This window comes from Polaribacter sp. PL03, from assembly GCF_033875165.1.
GTDB lineage: Bacteria > Bacteroidota > Bacteroidia > Flavobacteriales > Flavobacteriaceae > Polaribacter.
Map to the genome: position 1 here is coordinate 27,541 of NZ_JAWZSV010000006.1, position 20,612 is coordinate 48,152.

General features: G+C 28.2%; 20 protein-coding genes. All 20 read left to right on the plus strand.

Annotated features, from left to right (window positions below; genetic code table 11):
* Positions 1 to 60 precede the first annotated feature (60 nt).
* Entirely contained in the window at positions 61 to 1,143 is a 1,083-nt protein-coding gene (locus SHK09_RS12735) for a Wzz/FepE/Etk N-terminal domain-containing protein (RefSeq protein WP_319811166.1), read from the plus strand.
* A 20-nt stretch (positions 1,144 to 1,163) separates the two neighbouring features.
* A complete protein-coding gene (locus tag SHK09_RS12740) occupies positions 1,164 to 2,486 on the plus strand; it encodes a UDP-glucose/GDP-mannose dehydrogenase family protein (protein WP_319811167.1) in 1,323 nt (440 codons plus the stop codon).
* Positions 2,487 to 2,492: 6 nt separating this feature from the next.
* Complete coding sequence (locus SHK09_RS12745; RefSeq protein ID WP_319811168.1) at positions 2,493 to 3,440, plus strand: GDP-L-fucose synthase; 948 nt, start codon at positions 2,493 to 2,495, stop codon at positions 3,438 to 3,440.
* 27 nt (positions 3,441 to 3,467) lie between these two features.
* Positions 3,468 to 4,595 carry a GDP-mannose 4,6-dehydratase gene (gene gmd, locus SHK09_RS12750; protein ID WP_319811169.1) on the plus strand — a complete coding sequence of 376 codons (1,128 nt, stop codon included), beginning with the start codon at positions 3,468 to 3,470 and terminating at the stop codon, positions 4,593 to 4,595.
* Between the two features lie 143 nt (positions 4,596 to 4,738).
* Positions 4,739 to 6,100: an oligosaccharide flippase family protein gene (locus SHK09_RS12755; RefSeq protein WP_319811170.1), complete on the plus strand. Its 1,362-nt coding sequence runs from the start codon at positions 4,739 to 4,741 to the stop codon at positions 6,098 to 6,100.
* Positions 6,101 to 6,161: 61 nt separating this feature from the next.
* Positions 6,162 to 7,253 (plus strand): DegT/DnrJ/EryC1/StrS aminotransferase family protein, encoded by a 1,092-nt coding sequence (locus SHK09_RS12760; protein WP_319811171.1) that lies wholly within the window; start codon positions 6,162 to 6,164, stop codon positions 7,251 to 7,253.
* A 1-nt stretch (position 7,254) separates the two neighbouring features.
* A complete protein-coding gene (locus tag SHK09_RS12765) occupies positions 7,255 to 7,692 on the plus strand; it encodes a GNAT family N-acetyltransferase (protein WP_319811172.1) in 438 nt (145 codons plus the stop codon).
* Positions 7,676 to 8,905 (plus strand): glycosyltransferase, encoded by a 1,230-nt coding sequence (locus SHK09_RS12770; protein WP_319811173.1) that lies wholly within the window; start codon positions 7,676 to 7,678, stop codon positions 8,903 to 8,905. Before SHK09_RS12765 ends, SHK09_RS12770 begins: the two co-directional genes overlap by 17 nt.
* A gap of 216 nt (positions 8,906 to 9,121) precedes the next feature.
* Positions 9,122 to 9,865: a glycosyltransferase family 2 protein gene (locus SHK09_RS12775; RefSeq protein ID WP_319811174.1), complete on the plus strand. Its 744-nt coding sequence runs from the start codon at positions 9,122 to 9,124 to the stop codon at positions 9,863 to 9,865.
* Positions 9,858 to 11,135: an O-antigen polymerase gene (locus SHK09_RS12780; protein ID WP_319811175.1), complete on the plus strand. Its 1,278-nt coding sequence runs from the start codon at positions 9,858 to 9,860 to the stop codon at positions 11,133 to 11,135. The genes SHK09_RS12775 and SHK09_RS12780 overlap by 8 nt, the downstream gene beginning before the upstream one ends.
* A complete protein-coding gene (locus SHK09_RS12785) occupies positions 11,128 to 12,045 on the plus strand; it encodes a glycosyltransferase family 2 protein (RefSeq protein ID WP_319811176.1) in 918 nt (305 codons plus the stop codon). The genes SHK09_RS12780 and SHK09_RS12785 overlap by 8 nt, the downstream gene beginning before the upstream one ends.
* A gap of 32 nt (positions 12,046 to 12,077) precedes the next feature.
* Complete coding sequence (locus tag SHK09_RS12790) at positions 12,078 to 13,289, plus strand: glycosyltransferase family 4 protein (RefSeq protein WP_319811177.1); 1,212 nt, start codon at positions 12,078 to 12,080, stop codon at positions 13,287 to 13,289.
* A 119-nt stretch (positions 13,290 to 13,408) separates the two neighbouring features.
* The gene (locus tag SHK09_RS12795; protein WP_319811178.1) at positions 13,409 to 14,197 is read left to right on the plus strand and encodes a glycosyltransferase; all 789 of its coding nucleotides are present in this window, start codon (positions 13,409 to 13,411) and stop codon (positions 14,195 to 14,197) included.
* Entirely contained in the window at positions 14,198 to 15,109 is a 912-nt protein-coding gene (locus tag SHK09_RS12800; protein ID WP_319811179.1) for an NAD(P)-dependent oxidoreductase, read from the plus strand.
* A gap of 27 nt (positions 15,110 to 15,136) precedes the next feature.
* Entirely contained in the window at positions 15,137 to 16,009 is an 873-nt protein-coding gene (gene rfbA / locus SHK09_RS12805; RefSeq protein ID WP_319811180.1) for a glucose-1-phosphate thymidylyltransferase RfbA, read from the plus strand.
* Between the two features lie 5 nt (positions 16,010 to 16,014).
* Positions 16,015 to 16,569 carry a dTDP-4-dehydrorhamnose 3,5-epimerase gene (rfbC, locus tag SHK09_RS12810; protein WP_319811181.1) on the plus strand — a complete coding sequence of 185 codons (555 nt, stop codon included), beginning with the start codon at positions 16,015 to 16,017 and terminating at the stop codon, positions 16,567 to 16,569.
* A gap of 2 nt (positions 16,570 to 16,571) precedes the next feature.
* The gene (gene rfbD, locus SHK09_RS12815; RefSeq protein WP_319811182.1) at positions 16,572 to 17,444 is read left to right on the plus strand and encodes a dTDP-4-dehydrorhamnose reductase; all 873 of its coding nucleotides are present in this window, start codon (positions 16,572 to 16,574) and stop codon (positions 17,442 to 17,444) included.
* A gap of 7 nt (positions 17,445 to 17,451) precedes the next feature.
* Positions 17,452 to 18,501, plus strand: a complete 1,050-nt coding sequence (gene rfbB / locus SHK09_RS12820; RefSeq protein WP_319811183.1) for a dTDP-glucose 4,6-dehydratase — start codon at positions 17,452 to 17,454, stop codon at positions 18,499 to 18,501.
* Positions 18,502 to 18,522: 21 nt separating this feature from the next.
* Positions 18,523 to 19,494 (plus strand): UDP-GlcNAc--UDP-phosphate GlcNAc-1-phosphate transferase, encoded by a 972-nt coding sequence (locus SHK09_RS12825; protein ID WP_319811184.1) that lies wholly within the window; start codon positions 18,523 to 18,525, stop codon positions 19,492 to 19,494.
* Entirely contained in the window at positions 19,487 to 20,593 is a 1,107-nt protein-coding gene (locus tag SHK09_RS12830) for a DegT/DnrJ/EryC1/StrS family aminotransferase (protein WP_319811185.1), read from the plus strand. Before SHK09_RS12825 ends, SHK09_RS12830 begins: the two co-directional genes overlap by 8 nt.
* The last annotated feature ends 19 nt before the right edge of the window (positions 20,594 to 20,612 follow it).

The following is a 20,612-nucleotide window of genomic DNA, read 5'->3' on the forward strand; positions in this document are numbered from 1 at the left end:
TATTTAAAGTTAGAAAATTTGAACCAAGAAAAAATAAAGAACCCCATAGAAAAATCTAATATGGAATATAAAATAGATTTACTAGCCTTTGCTAAAACCACATGGGCTGGTCGTAAAATAGTTATAAAATATATTTTAATTTTTATGGCTATTGGTTTATTTATTGCTATTTTTTCAAAGAAGGAATATACTGCTTCAGTAACCATCGTGCCGGCAACAGAGGGGAAAAGTATATCAGGAAATCTTAGTGGATTAGCAGCAATGGCAGGTGTTAATTTGGGGGGGTTAAGTGGTAAGTCCGGTATATCCCCAACATTATACCCTCAAGTTACTAGTAGTATTTCTTTTCAAAAAGAATTATTATTATTACCTCTTACTTTTGAAGGACACAATTCTGCTATAACTTATAAAGACTATTATATGAATTATAGTAGTCCTGGAGTATTGGGATACCTTAAAAAATATACTATAGGACTACCTAGACTCATTTTAAAAAAAATTAAAGGTAATCCAAATGCCAATTCAACTGTAATTTCTGTAAAAGGAGGATTGCAAATAGAGAGTCTTACAGAAGATGAAAATATACTTCTTAAGCAGTTAAGCAGTCAATTAAAATTAGATATAAATGCTAAAGACGGTTATATTAAACTTTCAATGAAAATGCCAGAGCCTTTGGCTGCGGCAGAAATGACTCAAAAGGCACAATTATCATTGCAGAAATATATCATAAATTTTAAGGTTCAAAAATCAGTTGAGAAGCTTAAATTTATTAATGAACGCTTTATTGAAAAAGAAAAGAAATTTAAATTTTCACAAAAACAATTAGCACGTTTTCAGGACCAGAATCAATTTGTTAATTCAGCTCAAGCAAAAACAAAATTAATGGGACTACAAACTGATTTTAATTTAGCTTACGATGTTTATTCTGAATTAGCAAAAGAATTAGAGAGTCAGAAGATTCAGGTAAAAGAGGATACACCTGTTTTTACTATAATAAAACCAGTTTCAATACCATTCGAAAGATCAAAACCAAAGAGAATTATAATTCTATTTATATGGACCTTTTTAGGTATTATTATTGGTGTTGGAATGGTGTTTAGAAAACCATTTTTCTATAGCTTAAAAGAAAAATGGAATAAATAATTTTTAAAATATATATATATATGAACATAGCAATAGTAGGCTCAGGTTATGTTGGTTTAGTGTCTGGTACTTGTTTTGCAGAAATGGGAAATAAAGTTATTTGTGTAGATATAGATCAAAATAAAATTCAGAAATTGGAAGAAGGAATTATTCCTATTTTTGAACCAGGTTTAGAACAAATGGTTCTAAAAAACGTAAAAAATAAAAACTTGTTTTTTACAACTAATTTAGAAAATGCCATTAGTGATGTAGAAATTGTTTTTATTGCTGTTGGTACTCCAATGGGAGATGATGGTTCTGCTGATTTGCAATATGTTTTAGCAGTAGCTAAGTCTATTGGAAAAACAATGAATAATAGATTAATTGTTGTTGATAAATCTACAGTTCCAATAGGGACTGCAGACAAAGTAAAAGCAACTATTCAATTAGAGTTAGATAAAAGAGGAGTCGATTTTGAGTTTAGTGTAGTTTCTAATCCTGAATTTTTAAAAGAAGGAGCAGCTATAGATGACTTTATGAAGCCAGATAGAGTAGTAATTGGAGCAGACTCTGAATATGCTTTTGCTAAAATGAAGCAATTATATTCTCCTTTTTTTAGGACTCATGACCGTTTTATAACGATGGATATTCGCTCTGCAGAAATGACGAAGTATGCTGCAAATACAATGTTGGCAACAAAAATTTCATTTATGAATGAGATTGCAAATATTTGTGAAAGAGTAGGTGCAGATGCTAATATGGTAAGAATAGGTATTGGCTCAGATAAAAGGATAGGATATAGCTTTATATATCCAGGAGCTGGTTATGGAGGGTCTTGTTTTCCTAAAGATGTAAAAGCCTTAAAGAAAATAGCTGAAGAAAATGGATATAAAGCAAATTTAATAACCTCTGTAGAGAATGTTAACGATGCCCAAAAGTTAGTAATTGCAAATAAAATTGTAAAACGTTTTGGAGAAGATTTATCCGGAATGACTTTCGGTTTATGGGGATTAGCATTTAAGCCTGGTACAGATGATATGAGAGAAGCACCGGCAATTTATACTATAAAAGAACTGTTGAAGAGAGGGGCAAAAGTAAAAGCGTATGACCCTAAGGCAATTGAAGAAGCACAGAGCTTTTATTTGAAAGGAGTTGAAAATGTAACATATTATAAATCTAAATATGAGGTTCTAAAAAGTTCAGATGCTTTGATATTGTTAACGGAGTGGAAAGAATTTAGATCTCCAGATTTTGTTGAAATAAAAAAACAACTTAATAGTGCTATTATATTTGATGGAAGAAACCAGTACAATGCTTTTAACTTAGAAGAGCAAGGTTTTGAATATTTCCAGATTGGAAAATAAAACAACATGAAAAAGAATACAAGAATATATATAGCAGGTCATAGAGGTATGGTTGGTTCTGCTGTTTGGAGAGAATTAGAGAGTAAGGGCTATACTAATTTAATAGGAAAAGCTAGTAATGAATTAGATTTGAAAAATCAGGCTGATGTTCTTTCTTTTCTTCAAAAAGAAAAACCAGAAGCGATTATTGATGCAGCGGCTAGGGTTGGAGGTATTCTAGCTAACAATGATTATCCCTATCAATTCTTGATGGAAAATATGCAGATTCAAAATAATTTGATTGATTGTGCATTGAAATCAGGAATTAATAAATTTATATTTTTGGGAAGTTCTTGTATTTACCCTAAATTTGCTACTCAGCCTTTAATGGAAGAGTATTTATTAACAGGCTCTCTAGAGCCAACAAATGAGTGGTATGCAATAGCTAAAATAACAGGAGTAAAAGCTTGTCAAGCAATTAGAAAGCAATTTAAAAAAGATTATGTAAGTCTAATGCCAACAAATTTATATGGTATTCATGATAACTTTGATTTAAAAACTTCACATGTTTTACCAGCAATGCTTAGGAAATTTCATGAAGCTAAAAACAATAATTCTGATGTGATTTTATGGGGTAGTGGAACTCCAATGAGAGAATTTTTATTTGTAGATGATATGGCAGAAGCTGTAGTATATGCGTTAGAAAATGAACTTCCAGAATATTTGTATAATGTTGGTTCTGGTAAGGATATAACTATAAAGGAATTAGCTACAACCATTCAAAAAGTAACAAGACATAAAGGAAATATTATTTGGGATTCTGAAAAACCAGATGGAACACCAAGGAAATTGATGGATGTTTCCAAATTGAAAGAAATCGGTTGGGAATATTCCACAGAATTACAAGAAGGAGTCGAAAAAACTTATGCTTGGTTTTTAGAGAATATTGATAATATAAAAGAGGTTAAATTATAAAACTTCGAAATAAGAAAAAAGTAAACTATGAAAGTAGCGTTAATTACAGGTATTACAGGACAAGATGGGTCTTATTTAGCAGAATTACTGTTAGAAAAAGGGTATATAGTACATGGTATTAAAAGAAGGTCATCACTTTTTAATACTGCTAGGATAGATCATTTATATCAGGATCCACATGATCCAGATCAAAGGTTAAAATTACATTATGGAGATTTAACTGATGCGATGAATTTGACTCGTATTATTCAAGAATGCCAACCAGATGAAATTTATAATCTTGGAGCCATGTCTCATGTAGCCGTTTCTTTTGATACTCCAGAATATGTAGGTAATGTAGATGGATTAGGAACTTTAAGGATATTGGAAGCGGTAAGAATTTTAGGATTAGAAAAGAAAACTAGAATTTATCAAGCTTCAACTTCAGAATTATATGGAGGTATGCCAGAGAATAAAAATGAAAGAGGTTTCTATGATGAACTCTCTCCATTTTATCCTCGTTCTCCTTATGGAGTAGCTAAAATATACGGATTCTGGATAACAAAAAACTACCGTGAAGCGTATGATATGTTTGCTTGTAATGGTATTTTGTTTAACCATGAGTCTCCAAGAAGAGGGGAAACTTTTGTAACAAGGAAAATTACACGCGCAGTAGCAAAAATAGCTTTAGGGCTGCAAGAGAAAGTTTTTCTAGGTAATTTAGAAGCGAAACGTGATTGGGGACATGCAAAAGATTATGTTCGTATGATGTGGATGATCTTACAAGCAAATAAGGCAGAAGATTGGGTAATAGCTACAGGTGTAACTACAACAGTTAGAGATTTTGTTCGTTTAGCTTTTAGTGAAGTTGGAATTGATGTAGAATTTAAGGGTGAAGGAGTCGAAGAGAAAGCATATGTTGTTGCTTGTAATGATAAAGATTTTCAGGTAGAAATTGGTAAAGAAGTTTTATCAGTAGATCCTTCTTACTTTCGTCCAACAGAAGTAGATTTGTTAATAGGAGACCCTTCAAAGGCTAAAAATAAATTAGGATGGGTTCCTGAACACGACTTAGCCTCATTAGTAAAAGACATGATGAAAGGTGATGTTGCATTAATGAAAAAAGATGTTATTTTACTAAAAGCAGGTCATGAAATTTTGAAGCAGGCTGAGTAATTTTTTATTTTTAAACAGATTAAGATAAATCTTTACTTGAAAGAATTAGAGGGCAGACCTTTAAATTCTTAATTAATAACCTTCTTTTGTAAAGAAGGTTATTAATTAAGACATAAACCATAGACTATATATTAAAAATTTTGATGAAGTTTAAAGAATTTATTTCTAATTTTTTCACTAAAGGACACGTTAGAACTGTTAAAGCAAAAAAAAATATTTTTATCTCTTTTTTATTAAAAGGGTTAAGTATTTTGGTTAGTTTTTTATTAGTCCCGCTTACTTTAGAATACCTGAATCCAACAAAATACGGAATTTGGCTTACTTTAAGTTCTATAATTGGATGGTTAAGTTTTTTTGATATTGGTCTGGGTAATGGTTTAAGAAATAAACTTACAGAAGCATTTGCGATAAATGATATAAAATTAGCAAAAAGTTATGTAAGTACAACATATGCAATTATATCTATTATTATGATTGTAGTATATCTTGTTTTTTTAGTTTTAATGCCTAGTTTAAATTGGGGTACTATATTTAATATTTCTAATGAAATAGCAAGTGAACTAAATACAGTAATAATTATAGTATTTACTTTCTTTGCACTTCGATTTATTTTAAAAATTATTGGTGTAATTTTCATAGCTGATCAAACACCTTCTGTTAATAATTTTTTTGAATTTATAGGCAGTTTATTATCTCTGATTTCTATTTTTATAATTACAAAGTTTTCTAAAGGTAGCTTATTATACATAAGTATCGCTTATAGTGTTACTCCCGTAATTGTTTTAATAATAGCCTCGTTATATTTTTTTAAGTTTAAATATAAGTCAATTAAACCAAGTTTTAAATCGATAGATTTTAATAATTTTAAAGATTTGGTAGGTCTTGGAATTAATTTTTTTGTTTTACAAATAGCTGTATTAATCATTTTTTCAACAGATAATATGATTATAACACAAGTATTAGGGCCTAAAGAAGTAACACCTTATAATATAGCTTTTAAATACTTTAGTGTTCCTATAATGATTTGTTCTATCATAATAACTCCTTTCTGGTCTGCCTTTACAGATGCTTATGTTAAAAATGATTTATTATGGGTAAAGAAGTCAATGAAAAGATTAATCCAAATTTGGTTTTTAGTTTTTGTTCTTATTGTTGCTATGTTTTTAATATCTGGATATTTTTATAATTTTTGGATAGGTGATAAAGTAGAAATACCATTAAAACTATCTTTATTTATGGCTTTATTTGCTATTATAAGTACATGGAATAATATTTTTGCTTCTTTTTTGAATGGTGTGAGTAAAATTAAACTCCAAATGTATTCGAGTATTTTTGCTATGAGTATTAATATACCGCTTTCTATTTTTTTTGCTAAAAACTTAGAATTAGGATCAGCTGGTGTTATTCTCGCAACTTGCTTAACTTTAACTATTGGTGCTGTTTTAGGACCATTACAAGCTTATTTAATATTAGAAAAAAGAGCGAAGGGTATTTGGAATAAATAATAATATATTTAATTATTTGTAAACGAATAACTCTAAATTAATTAATATAAAAAACATAATTATGTATAACATCCCAGTATATGAACCATCCTTGAATGGAAATGAAAAAAAATATGTAAATGAATGTCTTGACTCAACATGGATTTCATCTAAAGGGGCATTTGTGTCTAAATTTGAGGATGGTTTTTCTGATTACGTAGGTACAGATTACGCAACAACTGTTTCTAATGGAACTGTTGCTATTCATTTAGCTTTATTAGCATTAGGAGTAGGTGAAGGAGATGAGGTTATTGTTCCTACTTTAACTTATATAGCTTCGGTTAATTCAATAGTATACACGGGAGCTAAGCCTGTTTTTGTTGATTCTATAGAAAAAAGTTGGCAAATTGATCCAGCCGATGTAATAAAAAAAATTACACCCAAAACGAAAGCAATTATGGCAGTTCATCTTTATGGACACCCATGTGACATGGATGCTTTGCTTAAGATTTGTAAAGAATATAACCTTTTTTTAATTGAAGACTGTGCAGAGGCTATTGGGACTCTATACAAAGGGAAGCATGTTGGTACCTTTGGAGATATCTCAACATTTAGTTTTTTTGGAAATAAAACGATTACAACAGGAGAAGGTGGAATGGTTGTTACAAATGATGAAACGCTTTATGATCGTGCAGTACATTTCAAAGGACAAGGTTTGGCTAAACATCGCCAATATTGGCATGATGTCATTGGGTATAATTATAGAATGACAAATATTTGTGCTGCTATAGGTTTAGCTCAATTAGAAGAAATAGATAATGTATTGTTAGAGAAAAAAAGAGTTGCTGATACATATCGTTCTAACTTAAAAAATTCTTCTATTATTTTTCATGAACCAATATCAGATGATGTCTACCATTCGTATTGGATGTGTTCAATATTAACAAAAGATGGAAAACAAAGAGATGTTTTACGGGACCATCTTAGTAAATCGGGGATTGATACTCGACCTTTATTTTACCCAGTGCATACTATGCCTATGTATTCTACCCAATATCAGAGACACCCTATTGCAGAAAATTTAGGATGGAGAGGAATTAATTTACCTAGTTACCCTGGTTTAAAGCAAGAACAAATTGAATATATTTGTGATAAAATAAAAGAAATTCTATAGTATGATTTTAGAAGTTGACATAGAATCAAAAAAGGATAAAGATCTCATTAAAATTTTTATAAATTCAATGGGAAATAGTAGTAATTCCTTTAGATACTTTAATTCTAGACCTATTTCTATAATTAAAAACCATATTTGTACAATTCTCTTAATTTTAGATGATAAACCTGTAGGTTATGGGCATCTAGATAAAGAAGGGAATAATGTTTGGTTTGGAATTTCTATTATTCAAGAATATATAGGTAAAGGTCAAGGAAAACTAATTATAGATTATTTAATAAAAAAGGCTGTAGATTTAAAAGTGCCAGAAATAAAGTTATCCGTTGATAAAGAAAATATTTCAGCTATTAGATTATATGAGAAGTATGGTTTTGTAAAAGACTGCGAAAAAATGGGGTTATTATTTTTTATAAGAAAAGGGTATGAAGAAAAAATATAACATAGGTGTATTATCTGACCAATTTATTAATTGGGGAGGAGGTATTGATTTTATAAGACTGATTTTAAACAGTCTTTCTTCTTTAGAAAAGGGAACTGAAAATAAAATAAATGTTTTTGTTTTTATACCTAAACAATCAAAAAATAAAATAAGGTTTAAGAATAATTTAAAAAGGTTTATCAATCTTTTTAGACATAAAAAGTACCAGCTTCAAAGAATTATTTTAAATGAATCAATTGAAAAGTCTTTTCTAGGTATTGGTGATAGTTTTAAGATCATTTTTTATAATGAAGGAGAAACTAGTTTAATCAAAGAAGTATTAAAACTTAAAATCGATATTATTATACCCACCTTCTCTACTTTATCACCTAATTTTCCTATTCCCTGGGTTGGTTATTTGTATGATTTTCAACATAAGTATTATCCTAGTTTTTTTTCTAAACAAGATATAACTTTAAGAAATAATCAATTTTCGAGTATGCTCAATAAGGCAGATACAATAATAGTTAATTCGAAATCTGTAAAAAATGATGTTAATAAGTTCTACGGAAAAGAGGCATTTGATAAAGTTTTTGCTTTACCATTTTGTCCAATCCTTAATGTAGATTTTTTTAAATCTAATGTTGATCTTAAAACTTATAATCTTCCAGAAAAATATTTTATGGTTTCTAATCAATTTTGGAAACATAAAGATCACGTAACAGCTTTTAAGGCATTTAGATTGTTTTTAAATAGCGTAGATAATAAAGATGTTTTTTTAGTATGTACAGGTCAAACCCAGGATGCTAGATTTCCAGACTATTTTGAGACTTTACAAGGATTACTTATAGACTTAAACCTAAGTGATAATGTTTTAATTCTTGGTTATATTCCTAAGATAGATCAACTTCAAATTCTTAAAAATTGTATTGCAATAATACAACCTACTCTATTTGAAGGAGGCCCTGGCGGAGGAGCTGTTTTTGAATCTGTTGCTTATGGAGTTTCTTCTATTGTTTCTGATATAGCCGTTAATAAAGAAATTGAAGATGAAACTGTAACTTTTTTTAAAACCGGATCTGAAATTGATTTAACAAAAAAGATGTTGAGTGTTTTTCAAAAAGATAAGCAAGAATATTCTTCAGAAGAATTAGTTCTTAAAAATAATTATTCTTTGTTAAAAATGGGAGAACAAATTTTAAATATTATAAATAAAGAAAAAAACATTACTTAAATATGTAAATTTTACATTTGAAGTAGAAGATAAATTTTAAGTTAAATATAAAACAGTATTTTTTAATTTTAGTAAAGCTGATACCTAACTGCAAGTTACTTTTATATTACAGTTAAAAATAGTTGTGTTATATGAATTATTTCTTATTAAGTTTGCCAAAATGCTTAAAAGTATTACAGTGCTTATTCTAATTACAAAATATATTAATTTTTTAAAATGGAGAATATTTCAAGAATAAATAAAAATAAATTATTTCCTGTTGTTTCAGTTATAACAGTCTGTTTTAATGCTGTTTTAGATATTGAAGCAACATTTAATAGTGTAATAAATTGTAAATATCCTAACATTGAGTATATTGTAATAGATGGTGGAAGCAATGATGGAACAGTAGAGTTAATAAAAAAGTATAAGGATAATATTAGTTTCTGGGTTAGCGAACCAGATGAAGGTATTTATTCAGCAATGAATAAAGGTTTAGATAAAGCAACTGGAGATTGGGTAATAAATATTAATGCAGGAGATCGGTTACTTTCTATACCTAGTTTAGACTTAGTTAAAGCAGCTAAAGATCAAGCTCTTTGTGGAAGAATAATCTCAGAAAATGATATAATAGCAATACCAAAATTTAATAAAAAAATTCGTTTATTGAATACTTTACCTCATCAAGCCCTGTTTTATAATTTAAGATTAAGTAATATGAGGTATGAAACAAAATATAAAATTGTAGCAGATTTTGCATATAATCTAGATATGTATCTTACTGGTAATAAAATAGCTATTAGCGATCATATTGTTGCTTTCCATTCTTTAGAAGGGCTTTCAAATACGAATGCCTCAGCTTATGAATCTTTTAAGGTGATAAAGAACAAGTTGGGTTATTTATCATATTTACGCTCTTACTTTTATAGAAAAATCTTAGCATTTAAATATTATTTTAATAAAATATTGTTTAATGACTAACCTTACTTTTTTAACACAAGTATTTTTAGACAATATATTGCTATATATTTATTCATTTATTATATGTACAATAGTATATATACCTATTATCAAAAAAACAGTATATAGTCTTTTTGATCCCATTTTATTTGCACTAGTTTTTGCTATTCTTGCTAATACAATTCCTGTATTTCTTTATATTACGGGTAACGTTTCAACCGAAAAGTTTATTTTTATAGTATTATCAGAAGCTCTATTCTGGATTGGTTATTTTCTTTTAGCTAAGAAAAAAATAGAATTTTCGCAATATTCAATAATAAATGATAGTGGTGTTGGATATCGATTATTTTGGATTTTTTTCATCCTTAATGTTATTACACATTTATTAACCTACGTTTTGTTTGGAATACCTCTTTTTGCAGAATCTCGTTTAACAACATTTTCTAATTCAGGGGGATGGGGTATTTTATCGCATATTTCTAGATTTGCTTCATTTTATAGCCTTGTTTATGTATTCTTTTTATATTTTAATAAACCGAAATCTATAATTATATTAATATTAGTTTTATTTACATCTATTATATTCAGCTTACTTTCAGGTAGTAAATCATCTATACTAGAAATATTTTTCGCATTTTTTATCTATAAATATTTTTACGAAAAGTCAAGTATCTCTCTTTCATCCTTGAAAAAATTTATACCTTTTGTTATTTTATTTCCAATTCTTATGATAGGGTTTCAACACGGTGGTAGAGGTACTTTACTTGATTCACTAACCTCATTTTTTTTTCGATTATTAGCTAATGGAGATGTCTACTGGTTAGGTTTCTCTAATGATGTTATTGACAATATTAATATAGAGAAACCCTTCACTTTTCTTTTTTCTCGAATTTTGGGACCTTTTAGAATCATAGATAGTTCTACAATACCTCCGCCAATTGGAGCCCAATTATTTTGGCTCAATTACCCTCATGAAGAGGGAGTGATGAAAGGGCCTAATACTAGGCTTCCTGTACTTAATTGGGTGTTGTTTAGGTGGTTCGGTTTGTTTTTTTCTGTAGTGTTTGGTGTTTTCTGCGCATGGTGGAGAACAAGATTATTGCAACACTTACCTCATGGTATATTAACTGTAATTTTATTTGGTTACATATATTTATCTTTTACAGCTTTCTTTACGGATCCTTTGTTAGGTAGTGGTAGTGTTTTTAGTATGTTTTTATCCTTTTTTTTCATATATGTATTGTATATAGTTATCGGTAAGGGATATATAAAAATAAAAAAAAATGAATAAGAATACATTATTAGAAGTATCAATAGTTATAGTTAATTATAATACTTCAAAGTTAGTTATAGATGCAATTGAATCAATACTAAAATATTCAGTTGATATTACTTATGAAATTATTATTGTTGATAACAATTCAAAAGATGGAGTTGATTTATTGGAAAACAAAACAAAACAATATGATAATATAGAAGTTTTAAAATTAAGTGAGAATATTGGTTTTGGTAGAGCAAATAATGAAGGTGTAAAAATAGCAAAGGGACAAAATTTGTTTTTTCTAAATCCAGATACATTGTTATTGAATAATGCTATAAAAATATTATCGAATGAACTAGATAATAATTTAAATTATGGCGCTTGTGGTGGTAATTTGTTAAATGAAAATTTAGAACCAACAAGATCTTTTAGAAGACAATTTCCTGATATTTTATGGATTTTAGAACATACATTCTTTTTTAATATTCCAGAATTAATTCGTTATGGAAAAAATCGTTTTTTTAATCATTTAAATAAAAAAATGAATGTTTCCTATATTGTTGGAGCAGATTTAATGATAAAAAAAGAATTATTTGATCAGATAGGAGGGTTTAATCCGGCTTTTTTTATGTATTACGAAGAGATTGAATTGTGTTTTAGAGTTAAAGAAAAAGGTTTTAAAGTAGTTTCTATTCCAGAAGCATCAATACAACATTTAGAAGGTAAAAGCACTAAGAACATGAAGTTTAAAGCTACCCAACATTTTGTTAGTTCTAATGCCTATTTTTCATTAACTCATTCAAAATTTAATGTTTTTTTAGTGAAGGTAATTAGATTAATATTAATCACAAGTCGTCTTTTATTATTTTCTATTATTAGAAAAAAACATAAAATCGAATTTTGGAAACAACAATTGACTCTTTTTTTTAATAGAAAGTAGACAATATTTATACATTCAAAAAATAATAATTTATGAAAAATAAAATTTTATTATTAACTAACATTTATACTGAGCCAGAGGTTACGTTGTTAAATACAACAAACGTATGCCATTATTTTGCTAAAGAGTGGGTAGAAATGGGGTATGAGGTAAAAGTTATTTACAACTATCATATTTACGCTAGAATCTTACATTTTATAGCTAATTTTTTCGAAAAAATAATAGCAAGTAGTGCCGTAAGTGTTGTAAACACCATAAGAACAACTAAAAGTAAAAAATATGTTTTAGACGGAGTTACTATAAACAAGTTTCCGATTTTTAAAGCATTACCAAGAACAAAATTCCCAAAAAAATCTATAGATAAACAAATTGAAAAAATTGTACAGTCAAATAAAAAGGATGGTTTTAAACCAGATTTAATAATTGGGCATTTTCATAATCCAAATTTAGTATTAGTTAATTTATTAAAAAATATATATTCAGTAAAAACCTGTGTAATTTTACATGGTGATACTACAAATGTTAAAAAGTTTTACAGTAAAGATTATATTAATTTAATTAATAATATTGATGTCTGGGGATATCGTTCTAGAGGTATTGGAGAAGAATTTGAAAAGAAATATGGTGTTAGACCAAAGTCATTTATTTGTTATTCAGGAATTCCAGAATCTATAGTCGCTAATTCAAAAGCCAAAAGTATTTCAGGTCCTATCAAAAATTTTATTTACGTTGGATCTTTAATAAAGCGTAAACACCCAATTTCTTTGGTTCGTGCTTTAAATATAGCTTACCCTAAAAAGAATTTTTCACTTACTTTTATAGGAGAAGGGAGTGAGAAGAAAAAAATAATTAAAACGAGTAAAGAGTTAAGTATTTCTTCAAATGTTAATTTCTCTGGTCACTTAACAAGGGATTTAGTTACTGAAAATATTGAAACTTCAGACTGTTTTATTATGATAAGTGAAAGTGAATCATTTGGTTTGGTATACTTAGAAGCTATGGCAAAAGGCTGTATTACTATTGGATCTAGAAATGAAGGTATAGATGGGGTAATTGTTCATGGTGAGAATGGATTTTTATGTGAGTCAGGAAATTATAAAGAACTAGCAGAATTAATTAAACAAATTAATAATCTTTCTATTTCTGAAAAAAACAAAATTTCCTTAAATGCTATTGAAACAGCTAAAAATTTAACTGATTTTAAAGCTGCTAAAAAATATGTAGATACGGTTATTAAGATATAAAATAAATATTTCGAATTTTTTTTATAAACTTTAATTTAATTAACATTATAAACACACATTTATCATAAGGTTTTTTTCAAAACTTTTATTGTATTAATAAGTGTTTAAATAGAATAAAAATGAAATATAAAATCACTAGTTGTATTGTAATGTATGACAATAATGTTGAAATGCTTCAGAAGTGCATAGCTTCTTTTTTGAATACTAATTTTAAAGTTAAACTATTTTTAATAGACAATTCGCCAACCGATTATTTGAAAATATTAGATAAGGATGATCGAATTGAATATAGACACAATCCATCTAATCCGGGTTTTGGTGCTGCACATAACATAGCTATTCAAGAAGCGTTAAATTGTGATTCCGAGTATCATATTGTTTTAAATCCAGATATTTATTTTGAGAAAGGAACAGTTGAGGGGATGATTGATTTTATGGATAAGAATAAAGAGTTTGGTCAATTATTACCTAAAGTTACCTATCCGTCGGAAGAAATTCAATATTTATGCAAAAGAAATCCAACCTTTTTCGATTTATTCGCAAGAGGGTTTATGCCAAATTTTTTGAAAAAAATATTTAAAAAAAGATTGGATAAATATGAGTATAAAGATCATGATTATGATGAGATTATGTATGATATTCCATACCTGTCAGGTTGTTTTATGTTAATTAGAACTTCTGTTTTTAAGACTGTTGGTTTCTTTGATGATAAAATTTTTATGTATTTAGAAGATGCAGATTTAACCAGAAGAATTTTAGAGGTTTCAAGAACAGTATATTATCCTAAAGAGAGAATTTATCATCATTTTGCTAAACTTACCCATAAAAAGCTTAAGTTTAAATGGATAACAATTGAAAGTGCTTTTATATATTTTAAGAAATGGGGTTGGTTTAAACATATAATATAGATGGATACTATTTTAATTTCTGGAGGGAATGGTTTTTTGGGTAAGTATTTTGTTTCTTTTTGGAACAAAAAAGGTTTAAATGTCCATTCATTAGGTAGAGGCAAGAGTAATAATATTGTATGTAATCTTGCTGATAATTTTCCAAATTTAAAAGAGAAGTATAAGTATGCAATTCATTGCTCAGGAAAAGCCCATATTGTTCCAAAAACACAAGATGAAGCAGATTTATTTGAGAAAGTAAACTATGTTGGAACAAAGAATTTTTTAAAAGGTTTAAATTGTTTAGAAGAGTTACCTAAAGCTATTATTTTAGTTAGCTCAGTTTCAGTTTACGGGTTAGATAAAGGAGATTTTATTAAGGAAAGCGCTCCTTTATTAGCTAATGATCCCTATGGTAAAAGTAAAATTTTAGCTGAAGAATATTTTCTTAATTGGGTGAAAAACAAAGATGTAAATGCTACTATTATTCGCTTACCACTTATTGTAGGTGCAAACGCGCCGGGTAACTTACATGCTATGATAAATGGTATTAAATCTGGTAAGTATGCAAATTTATGTGGAGGTAAAGCTAAAAAATCAATGGTTTTAGCAAAAGACATTGCAGAGTTTAGTCCAATTTTATTTAAAAACTCGGGAATTTATAATCTTACAGATGGAAATCATCCTAGTTTTAAAGAATTATCAGCAACGATTTCAAAAAAATACTCTAAGAAGAAAGTGTTAAACCTAGTTAAACCAATTGCTCTTTCAATCGCTCTTTTTGGTGATTTATTTGAAAAAATATCAAGAAAAGAATTTCCAATAAATTTAAGAAAGTTTTCAAAAATGACAAAAAACCTTACATTTGATGATTCTAAAGCTAGAGACATTGGTTGGAAACCACAAAATATTCTTAATTTTGAAGATTGGTAATTTAACATTTCTAAAATAAAAAAAAATATGAAAGGAATAATATTAGCAGGAGGTAGTGGTACACGTTTATACCCTATAACAAAAGGAGTTTCAAAACAATTATTACCTGTATATGATAAACCGATGATTTATTATCCATTATCAGTTCTTATGTTGGCAGGTATAAAAGAAATATTAATTATTTCGACACCTGAGGATTTACCAAGCTTTGAGAAGTTATTGGGAACAGGAGAAGATTTGGGGATTAAACTAAGTTATAAAATACAGCCAAGTCCTGATGGTTTAGCACAAGCGTTTATTCTAGGAGACGACTTTATTGGAAATGATAACGTTTGTTTAGTTTTAGGAGATAATATTTTTTATGGACACGGATTAACAGAAATGTTACAATCTGCAAGGAAAAATGTAGAAGAAGAAAAAAAATCTACTGTTTTTGGTTACTATGTAGGTGACCCAGAAAGATATGGTGTTGCAGAATTTGATAATACTGGAAATGTAACTTCAATAGAAGAAAAACCTGAAAAGCCAAAATCTAATTATGCGGTAGTTGGTTTGTATTTTTATACAAATGATGTTGTTCAGATAGCAAAAACAATAAAACCTTCAGATAGAGGAGAGTTAGAGATTACAACTGTAAATCAGGAATACCTTAAAAAGAAAAGCTTAAAAGTAGAGTTAATGGGAAGAGGTTTTGCTTGGTTAGATACAGGTACACATGATTCTCTAATGGAAGCAGGCCAATTTATAGAAACAATAGAAAAAAGACAAGGTTTAAAGGTTGCTTGTTTGGAAGAAATTGCTTTTTTTATGAATTATATAGATAAAGCCCAATTAAAAAAATTAGCAGAACCATTAAAAAAGAATGGTTATGGTCAATATTTATTAAAATTAGCTAAATAAGAAAAATGAAATTTATTAAAACAGAAATTGAAGATGTTTTTATTATAGAACCATCAGTATTTGGTGATGACCGAGGCTATTTTTTAGAATCTTTTAATTTAGAGAAGTTTGAAGAAAACGTTTGTAAAATAAAATTTGTTCAAGATAATGAGTCAAAATCATCAAAAGGTGTTTTAAGAGGTTTGCATTTTCAGAAACCACCTTTCAATCAGGCTAAATTAGTACGTTGTGTAGAGGGGCGTGTTATGGATGTTGCTGTAGATGTACGAAAAGGTTCACCAACGTATGGTAAACATGTGGCTGTTGAGTTAACAGGAGAGAATAAGAAACAGTTGTTTGTACCCAGAGGTTTTGCTCATGGTTTTTCTGTTTTAAGTGAAACTGCGGTTTTTGCATATAAAGTTGATAACACATACGCACCAGCATCTGATTCTGGAATTATCTGGAATGATAAAGATTTGAAGATCAATTGGGGTTTAAAAGAAAGTGAAATTAAATTATCTGACAAAGATAAAAACTTAATTTCCTTAAAAGATTTTGATTCACCTTTTAATTATTAAAAATGAATATTTTAGTTACAGGAGCTAACGGACAGTTAGGTTCAGAGATAAAGAGTTTAGTTAATGATTTTTCTGATTTAAAGTTTTTTTTTAAAGGTTCATCAGATTTAGATATTTGTAATTTTTTACAACTAGAAAAGTTTGTTGTTGAAAATAAAATTAAAGTTATAATTAATTGTGCAGCTTATACTGCTGTAGATAAGGCAGAAGGTGAAAATGTAATTGCACAGAAAGTAAACGAAGAAGGGGTTCTAAACCTTGTAAAGGTATCAAAAACTGTAAATGCCAAACTAATTCATATTTCTACTGATTATGTTTTTAATGGAGAAGCGTTTATACCTTATAAAGAAACAGATGACGTAAGCCCAATTGGTGTTTATGGTAAAACAAAAAGATTAGGAGAGTTAGCTGTTCTAAATTCGGAAATTGATGGTATAGTTATAAGAACTTCTTGGTTATATTCTCCTTACGGGAATAACTTTGTAAAAACTATGTTGCGTTTAGGGGAAGACAGAGATGAATTAGGCGTTATTTTTGATCAAGTTGGTACGCCAACTTACGCAAGAGATTTAGCATTAACTTGTCTTACAGTTTTATCTAAAAGTAAAGGACAAAAAATCAGTGGTAAAGGAAAATTATATCATTTTTCTAATGAAGGTGTTGCTTCTTGGTATGATTTTGCAAAAGCAATTATGGTTATGGCTAATGTTAATTGTAATGTGAAACCTATTGAAACAAAGGATTATCCAACACCTGCAAAAAGACCACATTTCTCTGTTTTAAATAAAACAAAAATTAAAACCGATTTTGAAATTGAAATTCCATATTGGAAAGATTCTTTGGGAGAATGCATTTTTAAATTGAAAAAAAAATAATATCTATATGAAAAAGAATATATTAGTTACAGGAGGAGCAGGTTTTATAGGTTCTCATTTAGTAAGACTATTAGTTAATAAATATCCAGATTACCATATTATTAATATGGATAAATTGACATATGCTGGAAACCTTGAAAATTTAAAAGATATAGAAGATAAGGTAAATTACACTTTTGTAAAATGTGATATTTGTGATTTTGAGAAAGTTAAAAATGTTTTTATCGATTATAAAATAGATAATGTTATTCATTTGGCGGCAGAATCTCATGTAGACAGATCTATAAAAGATCCATTTTCATTTGCTCAAACAAATGTAATGGGAACTTTAAGTTTACTACAAGCAGCTAAATTATATTGGAATGATGATTTTGATAATAAACTTTTCTATCATGTTTCTACTGATGAAGTTTATGGTTCTTTAGGAAAAGAAGGTTTCTTTTTAGAAACGACAGCTTACGATCCACACTCTCCTTATTCTGCATCTAAAGCATCATCAGATCATTTTGTAAGATCTTTTCAAGACACTTATCAATTTCCAACGGTTATTTCTAACTGTTCAAATAATTATGGTTCTTATCAATTTCCAGAAAAATTAATTCCTTTATTTATCAATAATATTTGTCAAAATAAGCCATTACCAGTTTATGGAAAAGGCGAAAATGTAAGAGATTGGCTTTTCGTTGATGATCATGCAAGAGCTATTGATGTAATTTTTCATGAAGGTAAATTAGGTGAAACTTATAATATTGGTGGTTTTAATGAATGGAAAAATATCGATCTAATTAAAGTTATTATAAAAACAGTAGATAAGTACTTAGGTAGAGAAGAAGGTGCTTCAGAAAAATTAATAACTTATGTTACTGATAGAGCAGGGCATGATTTAAGGTATGCTATTGATTCTACAAAATTAAAAGATGAATTAGGTTGGGAGCCTTCTTTACAATTTGAAGAAGGAATAGATAAGACTGTTAAATGGTATTTAGATAATGAGGTTTGGTTAGATAATGTAACTTCTGGAGATTATGCTAAATATTATGAAGCTATGTATAAATAATTGTGATTTATCCATACACTTATGATTACGTATATATTAATTTTCATTATTTTGGCTGTAGCTTCTTTTATCTATTTAAAACTTGCTATAAAGTTTAAAATTATTGATAAACCTAACCAAAGAAGTTCTCACACAAAAATAACAGTTAGAGGAGGAGGAATTATTTTTCCAATAGCCATTTTATTATTCTTTTTTTTTAATAACTATGAGTATCCTTACTTTGTTCTTGGTGTTTTTCTAATATCGTTTATTAGTTTTTTAGACGATATTTATACATTGAGCTCTAAAGTCAGATTTCCTTTTCAATTTTTAGCAATATTTTTAATTTTATATCAATTAGATGTTCAAATTATACCTCTTTATATTTCGATACCTTTCTTAATACTAGGTGTTGGTGTTATAAATATGTTTAATTTTATGGATGGGATTAATGGTATTACTGGTATTTATAGCCTTGTCGTTTTATCTGGCATGTATTTTATTAATAGCAATGAACAACTAGTAAATGAAGATTTAATTTTGTTTTCTGGATTGTCTTTAATCGTTTTTGGTTTTTATAATTTTAGAAAGAAGGCACTTTTCTTTGCAGGAGATATTGGTAGTATCGCTATAGGAATGTTACTTTTTTTTATAGGATTTTTACTTGCTTTAAAATTGTCTTCACCTTTAATTTTATTGTTAATTTTAGTATACGGTGCAGATACAGGTTGTACAGTTTTATTTAGAGTTTTATATACAAAAGAGAGTGTTTTAGATCCTCATAGACATCATATTTATCAAAAATTAGTAGATGTATCTAAAATGTCTCATCTAAAAGTTTCTATTATTTATGGAGCTATTCAATTAATTGTAAATTGGGTTGTTTTTAAAACATATAAGTTAGATATATCTAACCAACTATTAATTTCATTAGGATTAATATTGGTTTTCATTATAAGTTATATTTTATTATTTAGATTTTTAAGAAAACAAGAACAACTAAAGAATGCCTAACAGAATTTTCTTATCGAATTCCGAAATATCTTTAAATTCGTTTTCAGAAAATTTAATGGATAATAATGATGCAATTTTAACTTTTGAAGAAAGTATTGAGAGTTATTTCGAAAACGAAAAAAAAGTTGCGGCTTTAAATTCTGGTACTTCGGCAATTCATTTAGCCCTTATTTTAAGTGGTGTAAAAAGTGATGATGAAGTCTTATGCCAATCTTTTACATATGTAGCAACTGCAAATCCTATTAGGTACCAAAACGCTAATCCTGTTTTTATAGACAGTGAAAAAGATACCTGGAACATTTCTCCAGAATATTTAGAGATAGCAATTAAAGATCGAATTTTAAAAGGCAAAAAACCTAAAGCAATTATTTTTGTCCATTTATATGGTATGCCTTCTAAAATTGATGAAATTGTTAAAATAGCTAGAAAATATAAAATAACTTTAATAGAAGATGCAGCAGAAGCGTTAGGAGCAGAATATAAAGGGAAAAAATGTGGTTCTTTTGGTGATTTTGGAATTATTTCGTTTAATAATAACAAGATTATTTCAACTTTTGGAGGAGGTGCTTTAATATGTAACAACCAGAAAGAAAAGGATAAAGCGGTGTTTTTGGCAACGCAAGCTAGAGATAAAGCTTCCCATTACCAACATTCTGAAATTGGTTTTAACTACAGAATAAGTAAAGTTTTAGCTCAAATAGGAAGTACTCAAATGCTTAAATTACATGGTAATATAGCTTTAAGAAGGGCTAATAATCAATTTTATTTAGATTTATTTAAAGGTATTAAAGGTATTACTTTTCTCAAAGAGCCAAATGATCATTATTTATCAAACCACTGGTTAACTTGTATTTTAATAAATGAAAGGATTGCAGGTTTTACTAGAGAAGATTTAATTTCTCAGTTAGAGGAAGATAATATAGAATCTAGACCTTTATGGAAGCCTTTACACTCACAACCTGTCTTCACCAAATATAAGTATTACGGAGGAAATATATCTGATGGTTTATTTAAAACTGGCTTGTGTTTGCCTTCTGGATCTAACTTAAAACAAAATGATTTTGAACGAATCGCAAGGTCAATTAAGAAATTATTGTAAATTCGTTTAATAATACTGC

Excerpts from the sequence above, each read along its gene's own strand:
- gmd (WP_319811169.1), top strand. The coding sequence starts at position 3,468 with ATGAAAGTAGCGTTAATTACAGGTATTACAGGACAAGATGGGTCTTAT.
- SHK09_RS12780 (WP_319811175.1), top strand. The coding sequence starts at position 9,858 with ATGACTAACCTTACTTTTTTAACACAAGTATTTTTAGACAATATATTG.
- SHK09_RS12745 (WP_319811168.1), top strand. The coding sequence starts at position 2,493 with ATGAAAAAGAATACAAGAATATATATAGCAGGTCATAGAGGTATGGTT.
- rfbD (WP_319811182.1), top strand. The coding sequence starts at position 16,572 with ATGAATATTTTAGTTACAGGAGCTAACGGACAGTTAGGTTCAGAGATA.
- rfbB (WP_319811183.1), top strand. The coding sequence starts at position 17,452 with ATGAAAAAGAATATATTAGTTACAGGAGGAGCAGGTTTTATAGGTTCT.
- SHK09_RS12785 (WP_319811176.1), top strand. The coding sequence starts at position 11,128 with ATGAATAAGAATACATTATTAGAAGTATCAATAGTTATAGTTAATTAT.
- SHK09_RS12755 (WP_319811170.1), top strand. The coding sequence starts at position 4,739 with ATGAAGTTTAAAGAATTTATTTCTAATTTTTTCACTAAAGGACACGTT.
- SHK09_RS12800 (WP_319811179.1), top strand. The coding sequence starts at position 14,198 with ATGGATACTATTTTAATTTCTGGAGGGAATGGTTTTTTGGGTAAGTAT.
- SHK09_RS12740 (WP_319811167.1), top strand. The coding sequence starts at position 1,164 with ATGAACATAGCAATAGTAGGCTCAGGTTATGTTGGTTTAGTGTCTGGT.
- SHK09_RS12830 (WP_319811185.1), top strand. The coding sequence starts at position 19,487 with ATGCCTAACAGAATTTTCTTATCGAATTCCGAAATATCTTTAAATTCG.
- SHK09_RS12765 (WP_319811172.1), top strand. The coding sequence starts at position 7,255 with ATGATTTTAGAAGTTGACATAGAATCAAAAAAGGATAAAGATCTCATT.
- rfbA (WP_319811180.1), top strand. The coding sequence starts at position 15,137 with ATGAAAGGAATAATATTAGCAGGAGGTAGTGGTACACGTTTATACCCT.
- SHK09_RS12775 (WP_319811174.1), top strand. The coding sequence starts at position 9,122 with ATGGAGAATATTTCAAGAATAAATAAAAATAAATTATTTCCTGTTGTT.
- SHK09_RS12795 (WP_319811178.1), top strand. The coding sequence starts at position 13,409 with ATGAAATATAAAATCACTAGTTGTATTGTAATGTATGACAATAATGTT.
- SHK09_RS12760 (WP_319811171.1), top strand. The coding sequence starts at position 6,162 with ATGTATAACATCCCAGTATATGAACCATCCTTGAATGGAAATGAAAAA.
- SHK09_RS12825 (WP_319811184.1), top strand. The coding sequence starts at position 18,523 with ATGATTACGTATATATTAATTTTCATTATTTTGGCTGTAGCTTCTTTT.
- rfbC (WP_319811181.1), top strand. The coding sequence starts at position 16,015 with ATGAAATTTATTAAAACAGAAATTGAAGATGTTTTTATTATAGAACCA.
- SHK09_RS12790 (WP_319811177.1), top strand. The coding sequence starts at position 12,078 with ATGAAAAATAAAATTTTATTATTAACTAACATTTATACTGAGCCAGAG.
- SHK09_RS12735 (WP_319811166.1), top strand. The coding sequence starts at position 61 with ATGGAATATAAAATAGATTTACTAGCCTTTGCTAAAACCACATGGGCT.
- SHK09_RS12770 (WP_319811173.1), top strand. The coding sequence starts at position 7,676 with ATGAAGAAAAAATATAACATAGGTGTATTATCTGACCAATTTATTAAT.